We start from the raw sequence: 17,856 nt of genomic DNA, 5'->3' as shown, positions 1-17,856 counted from the left end.
AAAAGGGATTACCGAGATGTCGAACACCGCAAAAACCCTGGTTATCGCAAGCGCAGTTGCAGCAGCCGTATCTGGCGTAGCCACAACCGCCTCCGCACAAGCCAAAGAGAAATGCTATGGCGTTTCGCTGGCCGGTCAGAACGACTGTGCCGCTGGCCCCGGCACCACCTGCGCGGGCACCTCGACCGTTGACTATCAGGGCAATGCCTGGACTCTGGTCGACGCTGGAACCTGCGCCGATATCGAACTGCCCAAGTCGGCAGATGGTGCAGCGCGCGAAGGTTCGCTGGAACCGCTGGAGCGCGACCTGCCGGCATAAGCCCAAGCATCTGAGAGTCGGAGGGGCGGGCCCTATCGCCCGCCTCTTTTCGTGACCGGAGGATTTGCACATGCTGGATAGTTCACTTCGATCAAACAGGCTGCCCGCGGCACCGGGGGTCGGGTATAAACCCCAGCATTACGACCAGATTCTGGACCATGCGCATCCGGTCGGCTGGCTTGAGATCCATGCCGAAAACTACATGGGTGATGGCGGCAGGCCGCTGGCTCAATTGCGCCACCTCTCTGAAAAGTTCCCCATTTCCGTCCACGGCGTTGGCCTCTCGATCGGTGGAGAAGGCCCCTTGGACCCCGCTCACCTGGCGCGCCTGAAACACTTGGTGGGGTGGCTGAATCCGGCCAGCTTTTCCGAGCATCTGGCCTGGTCGACCCATGACAGTCATTTCCTGAACGATCTTCTGCCCCTGCCCTACACGGACGAAACGCTGGAGCGTATCTGTGCCCATATAGACCAGGTTCAGGAAACCGTGGGGCGGCAAATGCTTTTGGAAAACCCATCCAGCTATTTGGCTTTTGAAGAAAGTACATGGTCCGAGCCTGACTTCCTGCGTGAAATCGCACATCGGACAGGATGTGGTCTTTTGCTGGATGTGAACAATGTCTTCGTGTCGGCCACCAATCTGGACTTCTCTCCGCAGAGCTACATCGACGCCTACCCGCTGGACAACGTCCACGAGATACACCTTGGCGGTCATGACGAAGACGAAGACGACCATGGTCGTCCTTTGCTGATCGACAGCCACGGTCGCGAAGTCGTTGATCCCGTGTGGACGTTGCTGGATTACGTGTTGGACCGTTCCGGCCCCAAACCCGTTCTGATCGAATGGGATACGGACGTACCCGACTGGTCCGTTCTTCGGGCCGAAGCAGATCGGGCTCAGGCGGCACTGGACCGCATCCCAGCATGAGCGTTTCGCAAACCACGTTCCGCGCAGCCCTGCTTGACCCGTCGGCGGCTGTCCCGAACGGTTTGTGGGATGCCGCAGAACGCCCCGCCGGGCGGCGGTTCAGCGTTTACCGCAACAACGTGGCTGTCTCACTGACCGAAGCGATGCATCAGGCATTTCCCGTGATCGCACGGCTGCTGGGGCCTCAGAACATGGATGGGCTTGCCGGGCTTTTCCTGCGCAAACACCCCCCGTCTTCACCGCTGATGATGTTCTACGGTGAGGAATTCCCCGAATTTCTTGCCGGGATGGAGCAACTGTCGCACCTTGGCTACCTTGCCGACGTAGCGCGTCTGGAACTGGCACTGCGCCGGTCCTACCACTCTGCCGACAGCCAGGCCGCACTGCCCGATGCGCTGGCCATCCCACCGGAAGAGATCGTTTTGGCAAAGCTAGAATTTGCGCCATCCATGAAGGTTCTTCGGTCAGATTGGCCACTGTTTTCGATCTGGCGCTTCAATTCCGAAGAGGGTGCACCCAAACCTGCACCCGGGTCCGAAGATATCCTGATCACCCGACCCGAATTCGACCCGGCCCCGCATTTGCTGCCTAAGGGCGGAGCGGACTGGATCGCCCACGTTCAGGCCGGGCTTACCATTGGCGAGGCATTTGAACAAACCTCTGCCGAATTCCCCGAATTTGACCTTGGGGCCACTCTGGCGCTGCTTTTGCAGGGCGGCGCGATTACTTCTGTGTCTATCGAAAGGCTGGCAACATGACTGCCCTGATCTCTTTTCACAATAATACCCTGGGACGGCTAGAAATGACCTCTGGCTGGCTCACGCCAACACTGGCCCGGGTGGTTTTTGCCGCGACTCTGCTTGTCTACTATTGGAACTCAGCAACCACTAAACTTGGCAGTGGCATTTTGGGTTTCCTGTTCCCGTCTGACGGTGCATACGTCCAGATTTTTCCCAAAGCAATGGAAGCCGTCAGCTATGACAGTTCACAACTCGGCTTTTCTTATTGGGTGATCGCAGTTGCCGGCACCTGGGCTGAGTTTCTGCTGCCGGCCTTGATTCTGGTGGGCCTTCTGTCCCGGCTGGCGGCCTTGGGTATGATCGGATTTGTCTGGGTTCAGACAATTGTCGACGTCACCGGGCATGGCGCAGCGCTTGGAAGCTTTTTCACCGCCGCACCAAACGTGCTGGACCAGCGGACGCTCTGGACTTTCGTGCTGCTCGTTATCGTGATCAACGGCGCAGGCCCCTTGTCTGTCGACCGGGCCCTGCACGTGAAATGACCTAGAAATGTGCCTTGGGCTCGTCCGGTTTTCCTGCGGCCAGCCCAAGGATGCCTGCCACGGCGGCAAAGGCCACCGGAAACATCGTGAAGACGTTGAATCCAAACGCGAAATACATCCCGACGGCTGAGATCAGCAGCAATATTCCACCGATCAGAGCCCGCGCATGGGCCATTGCGCCCCCCGCGATGGCCAGCAAAGGCGCAATAATGGAAGCGGTCTGGATGAACTGTACGTTGTCCACTTGCTCAGCAAGGCCTTCGATCTCGCCGTAGTGGTTTATGAATTCGATATAGCCATAGCCAAAAAAGCCAACAATCATTCCGATCAAACCGGCAATGACGCCCAAAATCATTGATGCGTTGCGCATTTAAACCCTCATATTTACGTCAGTCACATAAGCGCCCGTTCAGGCAACGCCAAGGCTTGCCTTGGTTTTCGCGGTCCAGCCCAACAACAACGTACCGTCATCTTCGATCAAGGGGCGCTTCATCAAAGTCGGGTGTTCCTTCAGCAACTCCAGCGGTGGTCGCGTGCGTTGTTCCGCGTCCAATCCACGCCAAGTTGTCGACCGGGTATTGAGCAAAGCTTCGCCGAACGTATCAAACGCCTCTGTCAGGACAGAATCGGGAACTCCTTGCGCGCGAACGTCTACAAATTCAATATTTTCAATTTCTTTCAGTGCCTTACGGCAAGTATCGCAGTTTCTCAGGCCATATAGACGCATTTTGGGACCATTCCTGTACTTGTATGAATTTTTGGCATTTTTGCCTGCTACATCCAGTTATTCTTGATTTTTTACTTCACCGTGCAATGTTGAAAAAGACGAAACACACAATTCGGGCTGCGTCGTGTGGGCGAAGCGGTGATGCGTTGTGGTTGCGTCAACCACTGCCCCCACCAATTTGTGGGACAACGTGTAAGTAGAAGGAGACACGGGAAATGCCAACTGGCACCGTGAAATGGTTTAATACCACGAAAGGCTATGGGTTTATTGCCCCTGACGAAGGTGGCAAGGACGTTTTTGTTCATATCTCGGCCGTAGAACGGTCCGGTCTGACCGGACTCGCTGACAATCAGAAAGTCTCGTATGAGTTGGAAGACGGACGCGACGGCCGACAAATGGCCTCTGATTTGAAGCCGTTATAAAACACCCCGTCATCTGCGGGTACTAAAAGCAGGCCAACGGCCAATTTCCGGCCGTTGTCCATTCTCAAGGGTTTGAAACCTTACCCTCGCGTCGGTTTGGTATCGGCATGAGTGCTTTCGTTTTAGCCGAACACCACGATTTCCGAGCGTTCTCACATCACACTGATGACTGATGTCATGAACCACTCGAAAAGGCGTCATGACATCAGAAGAAAGAGTTCTGTCGGCTTTAACCCTCGCGAATGACAGCCTCGAACTCGCGCCATTCCCGTGCCGTCATGCCCGAGTTTTCCTGCGTCACAGTTTCACCGGCCAACATGCGTCGCAGGCTATCAACCATCTGCGCCGAAAGGTTGACCGCACCCAAACGGTAATCTTCGAACGCTCTATACGCGAAGGGCACCCAGTCGGCGACGATCTTGCACATCATGTCGGCGTAAACGCGGATCTCGTACTGAGCATGTGGATCGGCCCGCAGGCGCAGGAAATGGAACAGGTTGTGCAGATCCACCTTCCAGTACCACTGCGTGTAGATATTCGCAGGCAGGTTCATGCGCGCCAATTCTCGCGCCAGCCCCTGCTGACCATCCTGGTTGATCATGGCTTCGTAATTGTCATAGCACCGCGCGCTGTCGGCCTTGAGCATTTCCAGAACGCGGGCTGCCTCTTCGCCTTGCAGGGCGTCGCCGCGGCCCTGATTGTTCACTTCGGACTGCGCGGCCACGTGGTCCGGTGCGGGGATATAGAACTCGCGGTCCAGAATCGAATAGCGGGCTGAGTATTCGTTCACGTTGGCGGTGCGGTGACGAATCCACTGACGGGCCACAAAGACCGGCAGTTTGACGTGCAGCTTGATTTCGCACATCTCGAACGGGGTCGAGTGCCAGTGCCGCATCAGATAGCGGATCAGACCCTCATCGTTCTGCACCGATTTGGTGCCCTTGCCGTAAGATACACGTGCCGCCTGACAAATTGCTGCGTCATCCCCCATGTAGTCAATGACGCGCACAAATCCGTGGTCCAGTACTTGATGCGCGGTATAGAGGTGGTCTTCCATCCCCTCAGCCACAACGCGGCGTGTTGGATGCGATTGCGCCCGTTGCGCTTCGATCTCGGCCAGTTGGTCAGAGGACAGCGGCATGAATGTTCCTTTCCAGCAATGAGTCGCTCACCACTATATATCGGCAATTCACAGACAGGAACCGCGACATGTGCACCAAGCGTCGCAATTTCCAAATTGTGTCCACCCTGCCCCTCGACACGCTTGGCCCGCGCGCTAAGCTGCAGCCCATCACCTGATTAGAAAGGAAGCCACAATGGGGCTGACATATCTTCACACCATGGTCCGCGTGAAGGATCTGGAGAAGTCGATGGCGTTCTATGAACTGCTGGGCCTGAAGGAAACCCGCCGTTATGACAGCGAAGCGGGCCGATTTTCGCTGATCTTCATGGCCCCCCCGGGACAAGAGGATCGGCCGATCGAGCTGACGCATAACTGGGATGGGGATGACACCCTGCCCAGCGACAGCCGTCATTTCGGGCATCTCGCTTATGGGGTCGACAACATCTATGAGGTTTGCCAGCACCTGAAGGACAACGGCGTCGTGATCAATCGCCCGCCGCGCGATGGTCGTATGGCGTTTGTGCGGTCTCCGGACAATATCTCGGTCGAACTGCTGCAAAACGGCGAAGCGCTGGCACCAGCTGAACCCTGGGCCAGCATGGAAAGCACCGGCACCTGGTGATCCGCTGGCTGATAGCACTGGGTCTGGCCGTTCTGGCCAGCCCCCTTCGGGCCGAGAGCTGCCGGCTTGCACTGGCACTCGCTATGGATATCTCGACTTCCGTGGACGAGAACGAAGACGTTTTGCAACGGCAGGGTCTTGCGGCTGCATTGATCGCACCAGAAGTGGTCGAGGCGTTTTTTTCCTCGCCCGCACCGGTAGCGCTGGCCGTGTATGAGTGGAGCGGACGCACCACACAACGCGTAGTTCTAAACTGGACCATGATCAACACTGAGGCCGATCTGCTGGTCGCAGCCTCAACAGTGCAACAATCTGTTCGTTCGGATAGTGGCTCAGCCACAGCAATGGGCTATGCCTTGGCATTTGGCGCGACTTTGATGCAGCAAGCGCCGCCCTGCCTGTTCCAAACTATCGATCTGTCAGGGGATGGTTCAAACAATGACGGCTATGGACCGGACTCTGCATACCGGCACTTTCCCTTTCAAAACGTCGTGGTCAACGGGTTGGTAATCAACGCTGCAGACTTTGAAGGAGAGCTGTTCCTCATCCCGTTCTTCGAGAACAACGTTCTGCACGGCCCCGGTGCGTTTCTGGAAATCGCGCAAGGGTTCGAAGATTTTGAGCGCGCGATGCGTCGCAAGCTGGAACGAGAATTGAAAGGGTTGCAGATCGGTGCTTTGCAGGAGGGTGCACATCAATGATCCGCCTCCTGGCCACGATACTTGTCATGTTCGCCAGCGCCGCCGCGTCGGAATGCAGGCAAGCACTGGCGTTGGGGCTGGACGTGTCCGGTTCGGTCGACAGCGCCGAGTATAGGATGCAAACCGGCGGTCTGGCTGCGGCCTTGCAACGCCCTGAAGTTGTTCAACTGATCCTGTCCGACATCGGCGCGCCTGTGCGATTGGCGATCTACGAATGGAGCGAGCCCCGCCATCAACGCATGTTGGTAAACTGGACTGAGATCCGCACGGCACAAGATCTTGCACGGATCAGCGACCAATTGAAGACCGTCGCGCGGGGTAACGCACCACAGGGCACGGCTGTTGGGTCGGCAATGCGGTTCGGAGCCAATCTACTGTCGCAGCAACCGAATTGCTGGAAACGCACATTGGATCTGTCAGGGGACGGTAAGCACAATCTGGGCCCTCATCCACGCAGCGTGAAAGCCGAACTGGAAAACACCGGCATCACGATCAACGGGCTCGTGATCGGAGCAGACGATCCCAGTCATGGCGACAAACGCTATGTCCAGGTCGGTGAGCTTTCCGCCTATTACAACACATGGGTTATTCTGGGGCCCGGAGCCTTCGTCGAAGTCGCTTTGGGCTTTGAGGCCTATGAGGACGCGATGACCCGAAAACTGATACGCGAGCTGGAGGGGCTAACCCTGTCCGACGCCACAGATTCCCTGCGCCCCTGATCAATAGATGTACCGGATTTGGTCCGTCCAATACCGCTCGACCCGACGCAGGGATGTGGTGATGTCGTCGATGCCTTCCAGCCCCAACACGCCGCGATTTTGCAGTCCCTCAGCGTGGCGCAAAAACAACTCGGATACGACATCGCGTATTTCACGACCGCGTGGGGTCAATCGAACCCTTACGGAACGGCGGTCGATCTCGCATCTTTGATGGTGCATGTACCCCATTTCGACCAGTTTCTTCAGGTTGTAGCTGACGTTGCTGCCCTGATAATACCCACGACTTTTCAGTTCACCCGCGGTGACTTCATGGTCGCCGATATTGAACAAAAGCAATGCCTGCACGGCGTTGATCTCCAATACGCCGACACGCTCAAACTCATCCTTGATGACGTCCAATAGCAACCGGTGCAGCCGTTCCACCAAGGCAAGTGCCTCAAGATAGCTGGTCATGAACCCTTTGGTTCCCGGCGCGGAGACCTGCATTTCCATACTCATCCGATCCTCCGATTCAGTCGCGCTGTTTCAGGCAGGATGAATGGAAATCCCGAAAAATCGGTTAAGCCGGGTTTTCTTTTATTTTTGAAAGGTCTGCGCGATGTCCGATATCAATGCAGAATAGGTTTCGGGCGGCTGCACTTGCCCTGTGACCCACTGATAAAGATCCTGGTCGTTTTCGTGCAGCAACGCATCATAGTTATCCATATCCGACGGCTCCATGGCCGTCAGATTTCGGTCAGCATAGGCCGACAGGATCAGATCCATTTCCTTGATCCCACGCCGCATGGATCGCATCTTCAGCCGCTTTATTCGAACGTCCCGTGGTTCGTTCACCGACCCTGCTCCAGCATCAGACGCACCCTTTTCTCCAGCTTCGCGGCCCGCTCGGCGCTGGCGCGCATTTCACCGCGAATGGAACGCAGCTCAGCCACGACATCCGCAAGCTCGGGTGCGCCCTCTTCCGCTTCGACAGGGGCATCCATGCCTTCGCCTTCACCGGTCAGCAACCACATGATCGACACGTTGACCATGCCTGCCATCATGGAAAGACGGTTCGCGCGCGGCTCGGACAGATCATTTTCCCAGGCTGCAATTGTTGTCTTTTTCACGCCAAGCCTGCGGGCCATCTGGGCTTGGGTCATACCAGCCGCTTCGCGTGCCCCTGCCAGCCTGTCCCCGAATGTCGCAGAGTCCGGTCCGTACCAGTCATTCTCGTCGTTCATCGGGCTCTCCAATTCCATTATTCATATCGCTTGATCGTCATTCGAGCGCACCCTATGACAGTCAAGCTGAACATACAAATCGAGGCCGACCATGAGTTTCCTTTCTGCGACACTGTCACGCGTGAAGCCATCGCCCACCATTGCGATAACCGCTAAAGCGGCCGAATTGAAAGCTGCAGGGCGCGATGTCATCGGCCTAAGCGCGGGCGAGCCCGATTTCGACACTCCGCAGAACATCAAGGACGCAGCAGTAGCGGCCATCGCAGCCGGGAAGACCAAATATACTGCGCCTGACGGCATCCCAGAATTGAAACAAGCGGCGTGCGCCAAGATGAAGCGTGACCACGGCTTGGATTACACGCCCGCGCAGATTTCGGTCGGCACCGGCGGCAAGCAAACCTTGTACAATGCCCTGATGGCCACGATGAACGAGGGCGATGAGGTTGTGATCCCTGCACCCTATTGGGTTAGCTATCCCGACATGGTGCTTTTGGCCGGAGGCACTCCGGTAATCGCGGAAACTTCGATCCAGACCAACTTCAAACTGACTGCAGATCAGCTTGAGGCTGCGATCACGCCGAAGACCAAGTGGCTTATCTTCAACTCACCGTCGAACCCCACCGGTGCAGGCTACAGCCGTGAAGAGCTGAAAGAACTAACCGACGTCCTGATGCGCCATCCGCATGTTTGGGTCATGTCCGACGACATGTATGAACATCTGGCGTATGACGGGTTCGAATTCTGCACACCGGCGGAAGTTGAACCCCGCTTGTATGACCGGACGCTGACCTGTAACGGTGTCTCCAAGGCCTACGCCATGACTGGCTGGCGCATTGGTTACGCGGCAGGACCGGTCGAGGTCATCGCCGCCATGCGCAAGATCCAATCGCAATCGACCTCGAACCCCTGCTCAGTCAGCCAATGGGCGGCCGTTGAGGCACTGAACGGGACGCAGTCCTTTTTGGCCCCCAACAACGAAACGTTCAAACGCCGCCGCGATCTGGTCGTTAGCATGCTGAACGAAATCGACGGCATCAGCTGCCCAACCCCTGAGGGCGCGTTTTACGTCTATCCATCCATTGCCGGGCTAATTGGCAAAACCACCCCCGCAGGCACTGTGATCGACTCGGATGAGGCGTTTGCCACCGCCTTGCTGGAAGAGGTGGACGTGGCCGTCGTGTTCGGTGCAGCCTTTGGCCTGTCGCCGAACTTTCGGGTCAGCTATGCGACCTCGGACGAGGCGCTGACCGAAGCCTGCACCCGCATCCAGCGCTTTTGCGCATCATTGACTTGAGTAAGCGCGAATGACTTCGGAACTGCCCGAATATTATTTCCGCGTTCGCGAAAATGGTGCGGCGGTTTTCAGGATCGACACTGAAAACCGCCAGCGCCGGATCGAGATGGATCAGATCGCAGTCATCAACATCCGCAATGGCGAGGTGAAACCGCAAGGCCAACGCCCGTTGTCCGACACCGACAAGGCCGAGATTGCCCGTTGGATGGAGGCGCGCAAAGCGTTGTTGGCCCAGCGCGACATCGACGACATTCACCGCGCGGTTGATTACCTGAACCTCACTACGCAATGGGCGCAATCCAAGGCGACACCAGAGCAGCTGGAAGACGTAACCGACCGGTTGCTGTTGGCCATGCATGATCTACGCTCTGTCCTGGTGCGAAAAAAGGCAGACCGCTTCAGCAAAGAATGACTCGGAATGACCCGTCGCAGCTTACTCGGCGGGCACACCAACCTCGCGGACCGAGCGCATCCAGAACCGCGCCATCAGCATAACCGCTGCGCAGGCCAGACCCAGAACAAGGCCCAGCCAGACCCCGATTCCGTCCATGCCCAATACGAAGCCAAAGTAATACGACGACGTGATCCCCACGCCCCAGTAGCTGAGCGCGGCCATGACCATCGGGACCTTTGCGTCCTGCAAGCCACGCAGCAGACCCAACGCAATGACCTGTGCCCCGTCCACCAATTGGAACAACGCCGCCATGGCCAGCAGGCCTGTACCGATCATCAGGATTTCCGGACGCTGCGGGTCATCCGGTTCCATGAACAGGGAAATCAAAGGCTCGGCATAGGCAAGGAACAGGATGACAGTCAGGACCGAGATCACCAAAGACATCCCCGTCACCGCAATCGCGCCGCGTTCCAGATGTGGCCTATCTTTCCGGCCCAACGCGTTCCCTGCCCGGATCGTCGCAGCGTTTGACAACCCCAGATGCACCATGAACGTCGCGGATGCCAAATTCAGTGCAATGCCATGTGCCGCCAGCGGAACCTGACCCAGCCAACCCATCATGATCGCTGACATTGCGAACAGGCTGACCTCGGACAGGGTCGTCAGGCCAATCGGCACGCCAAGGCGGAGAACGCTTAGAAACATCTCCCAATCCGGGCGCCAGAACCTTTGGAACAGGCTATGTTCGGGCAAAACGCGCATGGCGTAGATCACCACGCAGACCAACGATACGATCTGAGTGACAACCGACGCGATGGCGGCACCCATCACACCCAGCTCAGGGGCTCCCCAATTGCCGAAGATCAGGGCATAGTTGGTAATCGCATTGACCACTGCCGCGGCCACGGTGATCCACAAAACGATCTGGGTGCGCTCCAACGCGGCCAGATAAGATTTCAGCACCATCACCAAAAGCGCCGGAATTAGGCCCCACCCAGCAACCCTAAGGTACTGGGACGCGGTTTCAGCGACTTGCGGGTCCTGTTTCAACGCAAGGAAAATAGGGTAAGACCACCACAGCATTGGCATCATGACGGCCGCATAGATCAACGACAACCACAACCCCATGCGCGTTGTACGGCGAATACTTGTTTCGTCTTCTTCAGCCGCAGCCGTCGCCACCATCGGCATGACGGCCAAACCGAATCCGGCCCCAAACAGGAACAACACAAAGAAATAGCTGCTGGCCAGGGTCACGGCGGCCAGTGCCTCGACACCGTACCAACCCAGCATGACCGTATCCGTCAGCCCAATAGCAAATTGGGCCAAGTGCCCGCCGATCAGCGGCAGGCCCAGCACAGAAATGGCCCGGAAGTGGCCGCCATATGTCATCACCTTACTCATCCGAACAGCCTTATGCCCGGCCCGAGGCCGGGACAAGAGGCGAACGACGAAATTTCACCTTGAGACTACACCCGCAGGTTCAAATGTTACCTGAGAGGACTCCTGTCACACGGTTTCAGGATGCAGTGAATTGCCCAGAATATGTTCCGAGTGCTGGATCACGTGATGCGCCTGGCCGACGATCAAAGGATCGGGGCTGTCGACGATTTCATGGTTCTTGTCCGGATAGTCCAGCGTAGAGAGGAAGTGGCGCATGCAATTCAGGCGCGCGCGCTTTTTGTCGTTCGATTTCACGATGGTCCACGGGGCGTCGGCGGTATCGGTATAAAAGAACATCGCCTCCTTGGCCTCGGTATAATCGTCCCATTTATCAAGGCTGGCCTTGTCGATTGGTGACAGTTTCCACTGTTTCAGAGGATCGGTTTCGCGGCTTTTGAACCGGCGTTGCTGTTCAGGTTGCGTGACCGAAAACCAGTATTTGTAGAGCTGGATGCCCGAGCGCACCAGCATCCGCTCCAGCTCGGGCGTTTGACGCATGAACTCTAGATATTCGTTGGGTGAGCAAAATCCCATCACCCGTTCAACCCCGGCGCGGTTGTACCAGGACCGGTCGTAGAAAACCATTTCGCCGACCGTGGGCAGTTCCTGAACATAGCGCTGATAGTACCACTGTCCCTTCTCTTCCCAGGTGGGTTTATTCAGCGCAACGACACGCGCTTGGCGTGGGTTCAGGTGCTCCATAAAGCGCTTGATCGTTCCACCTTTGCCTGCGGCATCCCTGCCCTCGAACAGCAGGACAAACCGCTGGCCGGTTTCCTGTGCCCAATGTTGTACTTTTAGCAATTCTGCCTGCAGTTGCGCCTTCTCCGCCTCATAAGCTTTACGCGCCATCTTGCGATCGTAAGGATATTTGCCGCTTTCAAAGGCTTGACGAATTTTCTCGGGGCTAGGCTCGGTCGGTGAGGTTTTGGCTATCGCCGACAGGTTGGCAGGGTCTTGCACATTCTCGATCTGCGTCACTACTTCCATTCAGGTTCTCCTTGTCTCACTGTCCGGGAAAACGCCTAGCAGTCGGGTGAAAAACACGCTTTGATTGGTGTCAAACTTTTACATCTTTCTGGGCGTGTGCTTCAGGTACAACACAGGGCTTCGGCTATGGAAAACAAGTTCATTGATCTTAACGGCCAGAGGTTCCTTCTGCGCAGCTGGGGGGACCCCGACCTTCCGCCCTTGTTGATGCTTCACGGGTTTCCCGAATATAGCGGCGCGTGGCAGGACCTGGCCCCGCATCTGTCTTCCCACTTCTATTGCATCGCCCCCGATCAACGCGGTTACGGGAAAAGCTGGGCGCCAGAGGGCGTCGGCCATTATGCCCTGTCGCGACTGGTCTCGGACATGGTGACGCTGATCGAGGGGCTCGCCCGTCCGGTTTGTGTTCTTGGCCACGATTGGGGAGCGTCTGTGGCCTATGGTTTGGCCATGTTCCGCCCGGATCTGGTGGACCGATTGATCATCGCCAACGGCGTGCACCCAGTGCCCTTCCAACGGGCCATGGCCGCAGGAGGGGCGCAATCCGAGGCTTCGCAATACATCAATGCACTGCGCGCACCAGACGCGGAAGAGCGTTTGTCGGCGGACAATTTTGCCAAGCTTGAACAGTTTTTTCGTTTCGGGATGGGAACAGACTGGCTGACGGACCAGCAAATGCAGGTCTATCGTACAGAATGGGCCCGGCCCGGGCGGCTGGAGACTATGCTGAACTGGTACCGCGCGTCACCGCTGGTGGTTGCGAAACCCGGCGCACCGCGCACGGATCTGCCAGAGCTGCCGAAGGACCGGTTGATGGTTCGCTGCCCCCACCTGTTGCTGTGGGGGCGTGAAGACAAGGCGTTGCTACCAGAATCGACTGAGGGGTTGGAAGACTACGCACCCGATCTGGCGCGCATCGACATTCCGAACGCTGATCACTGGCTGCATCACCAACAACCCAAAGCGGTGGCGCAGGCAATCCTTGGTTGGATGGCGCGCTAAATCCGTTTACCGGTGCCCCCAATCCGCCGGGTCATCCGAGTTGTTGGGCGACAGGCCCAATATATCACCATCTGTGGAACACCCCAGCCCCAAAACGGTCCGGTTCGCATAAGAGAAATACGCGCAGACCTGATTGATTTCGAGGATCCCACCGTCGTCCCAGCCGGCCTTGCGCAGGGCTTCCACGTCTTGCTGTTTCAACTCCGCAGGGGCCTCAGTCAGTTTGCGCGCGTAACGCATGGCCCCAATCTGGGCACTATCCAACGGGGCCTCTTCTGGCGAGCCAGCCTGAATCGCCGCGCGAATTGCCTGACTACGCTCCGGATCGCCCAACAAACGCTGCAAACCGCTGTAGTGGTGCTCAACACAATAGCTGCATTTGTTCAGCGCGCTGACCCACACGCCCAACACCTCAAGAAACCACTTCGGGATCGTGTTGGCTGAATGGTGCAGCACGTTCTTGTACATGGCCATGTGACCTTCCATCGAATGTGGCCGCAAAGAATGCACCATCATGATGTTGTCTACATTGTTGCCCGGGCCGGTAACACGGTCATACAGTTTCCTGAGTTTTCCCGTTGCTTCATCAAAAGGGATGGTTCTGATCCAGCTCATCGCTTTGCCTCCCGTATCCATTTGCTTTTGCAGCCAAACCTAAACAGAATGCAGAAACAATGCGAGGCCTTGGAGGCCACGCTTACCCGGAACATTTCACGTGACTGCAATGAGAACGCTCTGGGCATCCTCCACTGCCACCTGATAAAGAACTGCCGACACCCCGTTTCACTATATTGATTTTCCAGCGATGCGCCTTCCTCTGTTCTTGTTTGTCCTGTCAATCTGCGGCCTGTTCGCGGCACTGTCCCGCCCTGCTTTTTCTGATTGGGCAATGGTCGCAGGGCTTTGCACCGTTGCAAGCGCGATATTGCTGCTTGGAAAATGGTTGCGCAGATCGAAAGCGCCAGAGAACTGGGCCGTGGTTGATGGATCAAATATTTTGCACTGGCGAGAGGGCATTCCGGACATTGCCACCGTGCGAGAAGTTGTCGACGCTTTGACCACCTCCGGCCTGACTCCCGGTGTCGTGTTCGATGCAAATGTCGGCTACAAAATCTCGGATCGCTACATGAATGACAAAGCCCTTGCCTCTCTGCTTGGGTTGCCCGTTGACCGTGTTATGGTCGCACCCAAGGGAACGCCAGCCGACCCGCTTGTTCTACAGGTCGCTCGCGACCTAAGTGCTACCATTGTCACAAATGACCGTTTTCGCGACTGGGTTGACGATTATCCGGATGTGCTGCAGGCCAAAGAGCTTGTGCAGGGTGGCTATCGGAATGGGGCTCTCTGGCTGGCGTTGTGACCGTGGTTCCAGCCTAGTCAAACATGTAGCGTTTCAACCTCAGCTCCCAATCGGGGCGCATCATAGCCGACAAACCGCACACAACACTTCGCGCGCCCCTTCCCCCGGACCACATCCCCTGCCATAATGGGACCAAACCCAAAAACAAGAGCAGCACCCATGCCCGACGATCTGTTGACGCCAGAAGCGACCAATACCTATGACGCCTCCTCGATCGAGGTGCTTGAAGGGCTGGAACCGGTTCGCAAACGCCCCGGTATGTATATCGGCGGCACGGATGAGCGTGCGCTGCACCATATGGTGGCCGAAATCCTCGACAACTCGATGGACGAAGCAGTTGCGGGTCACGCCAACCGGATTGAGGTCGAGCTGCACGCAGATTACGCTCTGACGGTGCGCGACAACGGGCGCGGTATTCCGATCGATCCGCACCCCAAGTTTCCGGACAAATCGGCGCTTGAGGTGATCCTCTGCACCCTGCACGCGGGTGGTAAGTTCTCGGGCAAAGCTTATCAGACCTCGGGCGGTTTGCACGGTGTGGGTGCGTCCGTAGTCAACGCGCTGTCGGATTCGATGGTCGTTCAGGTGGCGCGTGACAAGACTCTGTTCGAACAGCGGTTCTCGCGCGGGGTCCCTCTGGGCCCCGTCGAAAAAGTCGGCGCGGCGCCCAACCGGCGCGGCACCACCGTGACATTCCACGCGGACGAAGAAATCTTCGGCCATCACAAGTTCAAACCCGCACGGTTGTTCAAATCCATCCGCTCCAAAGCCTACCTGTTCTCGGGCGTCGAAATTCGCTGGAAATCCCATATCGACGATGGCGAAACGCCAACCGAGGCCAGCTTCCACTTTCCCGGCGGGCTGTCTGACTACCTGAAGGAAACGATGAACGGCTCGTCCACCTATGCCGAGCAACCTTTTGCTGGCACCGTGGACTTTCGGGAAAAGTTCGGCACCCCTGGCAAGGTCGAATGGGCGATCAACTGGACGCCCTCGCGCGACGGGTTCATCCAGTCCTACTGTAACACTGTCCCCACCCCCGAAGGCGGCACTCATGTCGCCGGGTTCTGGGCTGCAGTCCTGAAAGGGATCAAGGCTTATGGCGAACTGATCAACAACAAGAAGGCCGCTCAGATCACCCGCGACGACCTGATCACAGGTGGCTGCGCGCTTGTGTCCTGCTTTATCAGTGAACCGGAGTTCGTGGGCCAGACCAAAGATCGCCTCGCCACCGTCGAAGCACAGCGGCTGGTAGAGAATTCGGTCCGCGACCATTTCGATAACTGGCTGGCCGCGGACACGAAATCCGCCGGTGCTATTCTCGATTTCCTCATTCTGAGGTCCGAAGAACGTCTGCGCCGACGCGCCGAGAAAGAAACACAACGTAAGTCCGCCACTAAAAAACTTCGCCTTCCCGGCAAGTTGGTGGACTGTTCTAGTTCAACACGCGACGGAACAGAATTATTCATCGTCGAAGGAGATTCTGCGGGCGGTTCTGCAAAAATGGGCCGAAATCGCAAAACGCAGGCACTGCTGCCCCTGCGCGGCAAGATCCTGAACGTGCTGGGCGCGGCCAGTTCCAAGCTGGGCACCAATGCCGAGATCAACGACCTGACGCAAGCGCTGGGTGTCGGTCTTGGCACCAAGTTCAACGTCGACGATCTGCGCTATGACAAGATCATAATCATGACTGACGCGGATGTGGACGGGGCGCATATCGCGGCGCTGTTGATGACGTTCTTCTTTACCCAGATGCGCCCGATGATCGACACGGGCCACCTGTATCTGGCCTGCCCGCCCCTGTATCGCCTGACGCAAGGCGCTAAACGCGTCTACTGTCTGGACGAGGCCGAGCGCGACGAGTGGCTTGAGAAAGGTCTGGGCGGCAAGGGCAAGATCGACGTCTCGCGCTTCAAGGGTCTGGGTGAGATGGACGCTAAGGACTTGAAAGAGACCACAATGGACCCCGCGTCCCGGAAATTGATCCGCGTCACCATCGACGAGGACGAACCCGGTGAGACCGGCGATCTGGTCGAGCGCCTGATGGGCAAGAAACCCGAACTGCGGTTCCAATACATTCAGGAGAACGCGCGGTTTGTGGAGGAGCTGGATGTTTGATTTGAATGAAAATCTATAAGTTTATTGGTGAACGATACGCCCTTGAGACTTTGGCCTTCAGAAGATTGAAAGTATCTAAGCCAACGGAAACAAACGATCCATTTGAGATGTTTCCTTTCAAGTTTGCCAGTGGTCAATCTCGAGATCTATTTCGCAAAATCTTGAAAACCCACACCCGGAATCGAGGCTTCATTTCATTTAGTGGGAATTTTGCAAGCCCCTCTATGTGGGCAAATTATGCAGACTGCCACAGAGGAATTTGTTTAGAATTCGATGCGCCAGACAAAGCTTACTACCTACCGCAACCGTCAAAACTTCTTTCAAAGATCGACTATGTGGAGGAGTTTATCGAATTTCCAAGCGAAGCTCTTTTGACAGAAAATCCTGATAGGCTGAGCGAAAGTATCGACTATGCCATGCGTACCAAATCCAAGCACTGGGAATACGAAGATGAATGGCGAATGTTTACGAAAGATCACGACGGAGAAACTTCTTCCAAAGTGACATTTGTCGATTTTGGAAAGAACCTAAAACTGAGCAAAGTAATCTTGGGAATTAGTTCGTCGTTGAAGCCAAGAGACATTGCGAAACTCGTTGACGGTACAAACGCAGACATCTTTGCCACAAGGCCATCGAACGTTGGTTTTGCAGTAGATCTGGGGATTTGCCACTCATAGCTCGAGCGCGATGAATTATGGATTAAATGCCTGTCTGATGCGGCGATTCAAGCGCTGGATGGCTAGCAGACATCCTCCTCACAACCACTCCCCCAAACACCCCCCTTGCCTAACCCGTTGATCCCGTTCACACTTGCGCGCAATTGTCATCAAAGAACAAATTTTGAGGATCCGAGCGTCCAAGACCCAATTTGAACGAACATAAATTTCGAACGGGAGGACAATATGAAAGCACTAACCCTCGGGCTGGCCTTTGCCTTGCTGGCCAGTCAGGCAAGCGCGCAGCAGTCGCTGATCGGCGCATCGCCTATTCCGGTCGGGGCAGAGTTACGGTTCTGCTATTACAACGGCCTCGCTTATTCGGTGGACGCCTATGTTGTGATCTCTGGCAACAACACCGTGACCGAAACGTCCAGTACGCGCGAAGAACACCTTCTGCGGTGTATCAAAGGCGGCGACGGTGCCATGAAGTGGAAACCAGAGAGCGGTATTCAGGTCAATCGCTGAACTGA

At 56.5% G+C, this 17,856-nt stretch carries 24 protein-coding genes; 15 read left to right on the top strand and 9 right to left on the bottom strand.

The window, feature by feature from the left end; genetic code table 11:
* The first annotated feature begins 16 nt into the window (after positions 1-16).
* From AC2FLJ_RS07310 to AC2FLJ_RS07295, 4 genes are all read left to right on the top strand, one after another.
* Complete coding sequence (locus AC2FLJ_RS07310; RefSeq protein ID WP_058275886.1) at positions 17-319, top strand: BufA1 family periplasmic bufferin-type metallophore; 303 nt, start codon at positions 17-19, stop codon at positions 317-319.
* A 70-nt stretch (positions 320-389) separates the two neighbouring features.
* A complete protein-coding gene (gene bufB / locus AC2FLJ_RS07305; protein WP_496696955.1) occupies positions 390-1,247 on the top strand; it encodes an MNIO family bufferin maturase in 858 nt (285 codons plus the stop codon).
* Complete coding sequence (locus tag AC2FLJ_RS07300) at positions 1,244-2,005, top strand: HvfC/BufC family peptide modification chaperone (protein ID WP_496696957.1); 762 nt, start codon at positions 1,244-1,246, stop codon at positions 2,003-2,005. The genes bufB and AC2FLJ_RS07300 overlap by 4 nt, the downstream gene beginning before the upstream one ends.
* Positions 2,002-2,529 (top strand): DoxX family protein, encoded by a 528-nt coding sequence (locus AC2FLJ_RS07295; protein WP_058274133.1) that lies wholly within the window; start codon positions 2,002-2,004, stop codon positions 2,527-2,529. Before AC2FLJ_RS07300 ends, AC2FLJ_RS07295 begins: the two co-directional genes overlap by 4 nt.
* A 1-nt stretch (position 2,530) precedes the next feature.
* On the opposite strand, the gene AC2FLJ_RS07290 is transcribed toward AC2FLJ_RS07295, so the two are convergent.
* Positions 2,531-2,899 (bottom strand): hypothetical protein, encoded by a 369-nt coding sequence (locus AC2FLJ_RS07290; RefSeq protein ID WP_058275883.1) that lies wholly within the window; start codon positions 2,897-2,899, stop codon positions 2,531-2,533.
* Positions 2,900-2,938: 39 nt separating this feature from the next.
* Positions 2,939-3,256: an ArsC/Spx/MgsR family protein gene (locus AC2FLJ_RS07285; protein ID WP_496696958.1), complete on the bottom strand. Its 318-nt coding sequence runs from the start codon at positions 3,254-3,256 to the stop codon at positions 2,939-2,941.
* A 215-nt stretch (positions 3,257-3,471) separates the two neighbouring features.
* Here AC2FLJ_RS07285 and AC2FLJ_RS07280 point away from each other — a divergent pair, with 215 nt between their 5' ends.
* A complete protein-coding gene (locus AC2FLJ_RS07280) occupies positions 3,472-3,678 on the top strand; it encodes a cold-shock protein (RefSeq protein ID WP_010439113.1) in 207 nt (68 codons plus the stop codon).
* Between the two features lie 229 nt (positions 3,679-3,907).
* On the opposite strand, the gene thyX is transcribed toward AC2FLJ_RS07280, so the two are convergent.
* Positions 3,908-4,819: an FAD-dependent thymidylate synthase gene (gene thyX, locus AC2FLJ_RS07275; RefSeq protein ID WP_058274136.1), complete on the bottom strand. Its 912-nt coding sequence runs from the start codon at positions 4,817-4,819 to the stop codon at positions 3,908-3,910.
* A gap of 175 nt (positions 4,820-4,994) precedes the next feature.
* Between thyX and AC2FLJ_RS07270 the strand changes: the two genes are divergently transcribed.
* Genes AC2FLJ_RS07270 through AC2FLJ_RS07260 form a run of 3 tightly spaced genes read left to right on the top strand, consistent with a single transcriptional unit; the run spans position 4,995 to position 6,843 of the window.
* Entirely contained in the window at positions 4,995-5,423 is a 429-nt protein-coding gene (locus tag AC2FLJ_RS07270) for a VOC family protein (RefSeq protein WP_496696959.1), read from the top strand.
* Positions 5,420-6,124, top strand: a complete 705-nt coding sequence (locus AC2FLJ_RS07265) for a DUF1194 domain-containing protein (RefSeq protein WP_496696960.1) — start codon at positions 5,420-5,422, stop codon at positions 6,122-6,124. The genes AC2FLJ_RS07270 and AC2FLJ_RS07265 overlap by 4 nt, the downstream gene beginning before the upstream one ends.
* Entirely contained in the window at positions 6,121-6,843 is a 723-nt protein-coding gene (locus AC2FLJ_RS07260; RefSeq protein ID WP_496696962.1) for a DUF1194 domain-containing protein, read from the top strand. Before AC2FLJ_RS07265 ends, AC2FLJ_RS07260 begins: the two co-directional genes overlap by 4 nt.
* On the opposite strand, the gene AC2FLJ_RS07255 is transcribed toward AC2FLJ_RS07260, so the two are convergent.
* From AC2FLJ_RS07255 to AC2FLJ_RS07245, 3 genes are all read right to left on the bottom strand, one after another.
* Positions 6,844-7,341 carry a MarR family winged helix-turn-helix transcriptional regulator gene (locus AC2FLJ_RS07255; protein WP_186437453.1) on the bottom strand — a complete coding sequence of 166 codons (498 nt, stop codon included), beginning with the start codon at positions 7,339-7,341 and terminating at the stop codon, positions 6,844-6,846.
* Positions 7,342-7,419: 78 nt separating this feature from the next.
* Positions 7,420-7,677, bottom strand: coding sequence for a succinate dehydrogenase assembly factor 2 (locus AC2FLJ_RS07250; RefSeq protein WP_496696965.1), 258 nt, complete (start codon positions 7,675-7,677; stop codon positions 7,420-7,422).
* Positions 7,674-8,066 carry a helix-turn-helix domain-containing protein gene (locus AC2FLJ_RS07245; protein ID WP_058274142.1) on the bottom strand — a complete coding sequence of 131 codons (393 nt, stop codon included), beginning with the start codon at positions 8,064-8,066 and terminating at the stop codon, positions 7,674-7,676. The genes AC2FLJ_RS07250 and AC2FLJ_RS07245 overlap by 4 nt, the downstream gene beginning before the upstream one ends.
* Before the next feature lie 91 nt (positions 8,067-8,157).
* Between AC2FLJ_RS07245 and AC2FLJ_RS07240 the strand changes: the two genes are divergently transcribed.
* A complete protein-coding gene (locus tag AC2FLJ_RS07240) occupies positions 8,158-9,360 on the top strand; it encodes a pyridoxal phosphate-dependent aminotransferase (RefSeq protein WP_496696967.1) in 1,203 nt (400 codons plus the stop codon).
* A 10-nt stretch (positions 9,361-9,370) separates the two neighbouring features.
* Positions 9,371-9,772: a hypothetical protein gene (locus AC2FLJ_RS07235; RefSeq protein ID WP_496696969.1), complete on the top strand. Its 402-nt coding sequence runs from the start codon at positions 9,371-9,373 to the stop codon at positions 9,770-9,772.
* Positions 9,773-9,793: 21 nt separating this feature from the next.
* Here AC2FLJ_RS07235 and AC2FLJ_RS07230 read toward each other — a convergent pair whose 3' ends face one another.
* Both AC2FLJ_RS07230 and ppk2 read right to left on the bottom strand, forming a co-directional pair.
* Positions 9,794-11,158, bottom strand: a complete 1,365-nt coding sequence (locus AC2FLJ_RS07230; protein WP_058274145.1) for an MATE family efflux transporter — start codon at positions 11,156-11,158, stop codon at positions 9,794-9,796.
* Positions 11,159-11,263: 105 nt separating this feature from the next.
* On the bottom strand, positions 11,264-12,187 hold the full coding sequence (gene ppk2, locus AC2FLJ_RS07225) for a polyphosphate kinase 2 (RefSeq protein WP_496696971.1): 924 nt from the start codon (positions 12,185-12,187) through the stop codon (positions 11,264-11,266).
* 126 nt (positions 12,188-12,313) lie between these two features.
* On the opposite strand from ppk2, the gene AC2FLJ_RS07220 reads away from it, so the two are divergent.
* The gene (locus AC2FLJ_RS07220; protein WP_496696973.1) at positions 12,314-13,189 is read left to right on the top strand and encodes an alpha/beta fold hydrolase; all 876 of its coding nucleotides are present in this window, start codon (positions 12,314-12,316) and stop codon (positions 13,187-13,189) included.
* Between the two features lie 6 nt (positions 13,190-13,195).
* On the opposite strand, the gene AC2FLJ_RS07215 is transcribed toward AC2FLJ_RS07220, so the two are convergent.
* Positions 13,196-13,804, bottom strand: coding sequence for a carboxymuconolactone decarboxylase family protein (locus tag AC2FLJ_RS07215; protein ID WP_496705053.1), 609 nt, complete (start codon positions 13,802-13,804; stop codon positions 13,196-13,198).
* Between the two features lie 190 nt (positions 13,805-13,994).
* Here AC2FLJ_RS07215 and AC2FLJ_RS07210 point away from each other — a divergent pair, with 190 nt between their 5' ends.
* From AC2FLJ_RS07210 to AC2FLJ_RS07195, 4 genes are all read left to right on the top strand, one after another.
* Complete coding sequence (locus AC2FLJ_RS07210) at positions 13,995-14,549, top strand: NYN domain-containing protein (protein WP_282119886.1); 555 nt, start codon at positions 13,995-13,997, stop codon at positions 14,547-14,549.
* 159 nt (positions 14,550-14,708) lie between these two features.
* Positions 14,709-16,667 (top strand): DNA topoisomerase IV subunit B, encoded by a 1,959-nt coding sequence (gene parE / locus AC2FLJ_RS07205; protein ID WP_496705051.1) that lies wholly within the window; start codon positions 14,709-14,711, stop codon positions 16,665-16,667.
* Positions 16,668-16,672: 5 nt separating this feature from the next.
* Entirely contained in the window at positions 16,673-17,344 is a 672-nt protein-coding gene (locus AC2FLJ_RS07200) for a DUF2971 domain-containing protein (protein WP_496705049.1), read from the top strand.
* A gap of 225 nt (positions 17,345-17,569) precedes the next feature.
* On the top strand, positions 17,570-17,851 hold the full coding sequence (locus AC2FLJ_RS07195; protein WP_496705047.1) for a hypothetical protein: 282 nt from the start codon (positions 17,570-17,572) through the stop codon (positions 17,849-17,851).
* Positions 17,852-17,856: the final 5 nt, after the last annotated feature.

This window comes from Ruegeria sp. CDSA034, from assembly GCF_059612275.1.
Note: the sequence above shows the minus strand (reverse complement) of the source record. Positions and strands in the feature narration are given on the sequence as shown.

What these genes read in the sequence shown, in the direction of transcription:
- AC2FLJ_RS07310 (WP_058275886.1), top strand. Translation starts at nt 17, where the DNA reads ATGTCGAACACCGCAAAAACCCTGGTTATCGCAAGCGCAGTTGCAGCA.
- bufB (WP_496696955.1), top strand. Translation starts at nt 390, where the DNA reads ATGCTGGATAGTTCACTTCGATCAAACAGGCTGCCCGCGGCACCGGGG.
- AC2FLJ_RS07300 (WP_496696957.1), top strand. Translation starts at nt 1,244, where the DNA reads ATGAGCGTTTCGCAAACCACGTTCCGCGCAGCCCTGCTTGACCCGTCG.
- AC2FLJ_RS07295 (WP_058274133.1), top strand. Translation starts at nt 2,002, where the DNA reads ATGACTGCCCTGATCTCTTTTCACAATAATACCCTGGGACGGCTAGAA.
- AC2FLJ_RS07290 (WP_058275883.1), bottom strand. Translation starts at nt 2,899, where the DNA reads ATGCGCAACGCATCAATGATTTTGGGCGTCATTGCCGGTTTGATCGGA.
- AC2FLJ_RS07285 (WP_496696958.1), bottom strand. Translation starts at nt 3,256, where the DNA reads ATGCGTCTATATGGCCTGAGAAACTGCGATACTTGCCGTAAGGCACTG.
- AC2FLJ_RS07280 (WP_010439113.1), top strand. Translation starts at nt 3,472, where the DNA reads ATGCCAACTGGCACCGTGAAATGGTTTAATACCACGAAAGGCTATGGG.
- thyX (WP_058274136.1), bottom strand. Translation starts at nt 4,819, where the DNA reads ATGCCGCTGTCCTCTGACCAACTGGCCGAGATCGAAGCGCAACGGGCG.
- AC2FLJ_RS07270 (WP_496696959.1), top strand. Translation starts at nt 4,995, where the DNA reads ATGGGGCTGACATATCTTCACACCATGGTCCGCGTGAAGGATCTGGAG.
- AC2FLJ_RS07260 (WP_496696962.1), top strand. Translation starts at nt 6,121, where the DNA reads ATGATCCGCCTCCTGGCCACGATACTTGTCATGTTCGCCAGCGCCGCC.
- AC2FLJ_RS07255 (WP_186437453.1), bottom strand. Translation starts at nt 7,341, where the DNA reads ATGAGTATGGAAATGCAGGTCTCCGCGCCGGGAACCAAAGGGTTCATG.
- AC2FLJ_RS07245 (WP_058274142.1), bottom strand. Translation starts at nt 8,066, where the DNA reads ATGAACGACGAGAATGACTGGTACGGACCGGACTCTGCGACATTCGGG.
- AC2FLJ_RS07240 (WP_496696967.1), top strand. Translation starts at nt 8,158, where the DNA reads ATGAGTTTCCTTTCTGCGACACTGTCACGCGTGAAGCCATCGCCCACC.
- AC2FLJ_RS07235 (WP_496696969.1), top strand. Translation starts at nt 9,371, where the DNA reads ATGACTTCGGAACTGCCCGAATATTATTTCCGCGTTCGCGAAAATGGT.
- AC2FLJ_RS07230 (WP_058274145.1), bottom strand. Translation starts at nt 11,158, where the DNA reads ATGAGTAAGGTGATGACATATGGCGGCCACTTCCGGGCCATTTCTGTG.
- ppk2 (WP_496696971.1), bottom strand. Translation starts at nt 12,187, where the DNA reads ATGGAAGTAGTGACGCAGATCGAGAATGTGCAAGACCCTGCCAACCTG.
- AC2FLJ_RS07220 (WP_496696973.1), top strand. Translation starts at nt 12,314, where the DNA reads ATGGAAAACAAGTTCATTGATCTTAACGGCCAGAGGTTCCTTCTGCGC.
- AC2FLJ_RS07215 (WP_496705053.1), bottom strand. Translation starts at nt 13,804, where the DNA reads ATGAGCTGGATCAGAACCATCCCTTTTGATGAAGCAACGGGAAAACTC.
- AC2FLJ_RS07210 (WP_282119886.1), top strand. Translation starts at nt 13,995, where the DNA reads ATGCGCCTTCCTCTGTTCTTGTTTGTCCTGTCAATCTGCGGCCTGTTC.
- parE (WP_496705051.1), top strand. Translation starts at nt 14,709, where the DNA reads ATGCCCGACGATCTGTTGACGCCAGAAGCGACCAATACCTATGACGCC.
- AC2FLJ_RS07200 (WP_496705049.1), top strand. Translation starts at nt 16,673, where the DNA reads ATGAAAATCTATAAGTTTATTGGTGAACGATACGCCCTTGAGACTTTG.
- AC2FLJ_RS07195 (WP_496705047.1), top strand. Translation starts at nt 17,570, where the DNA reads ATGAAAGCACTAACCCTCGGGCTGGCCTTTGCCTTGCTGGCCAGTCAG.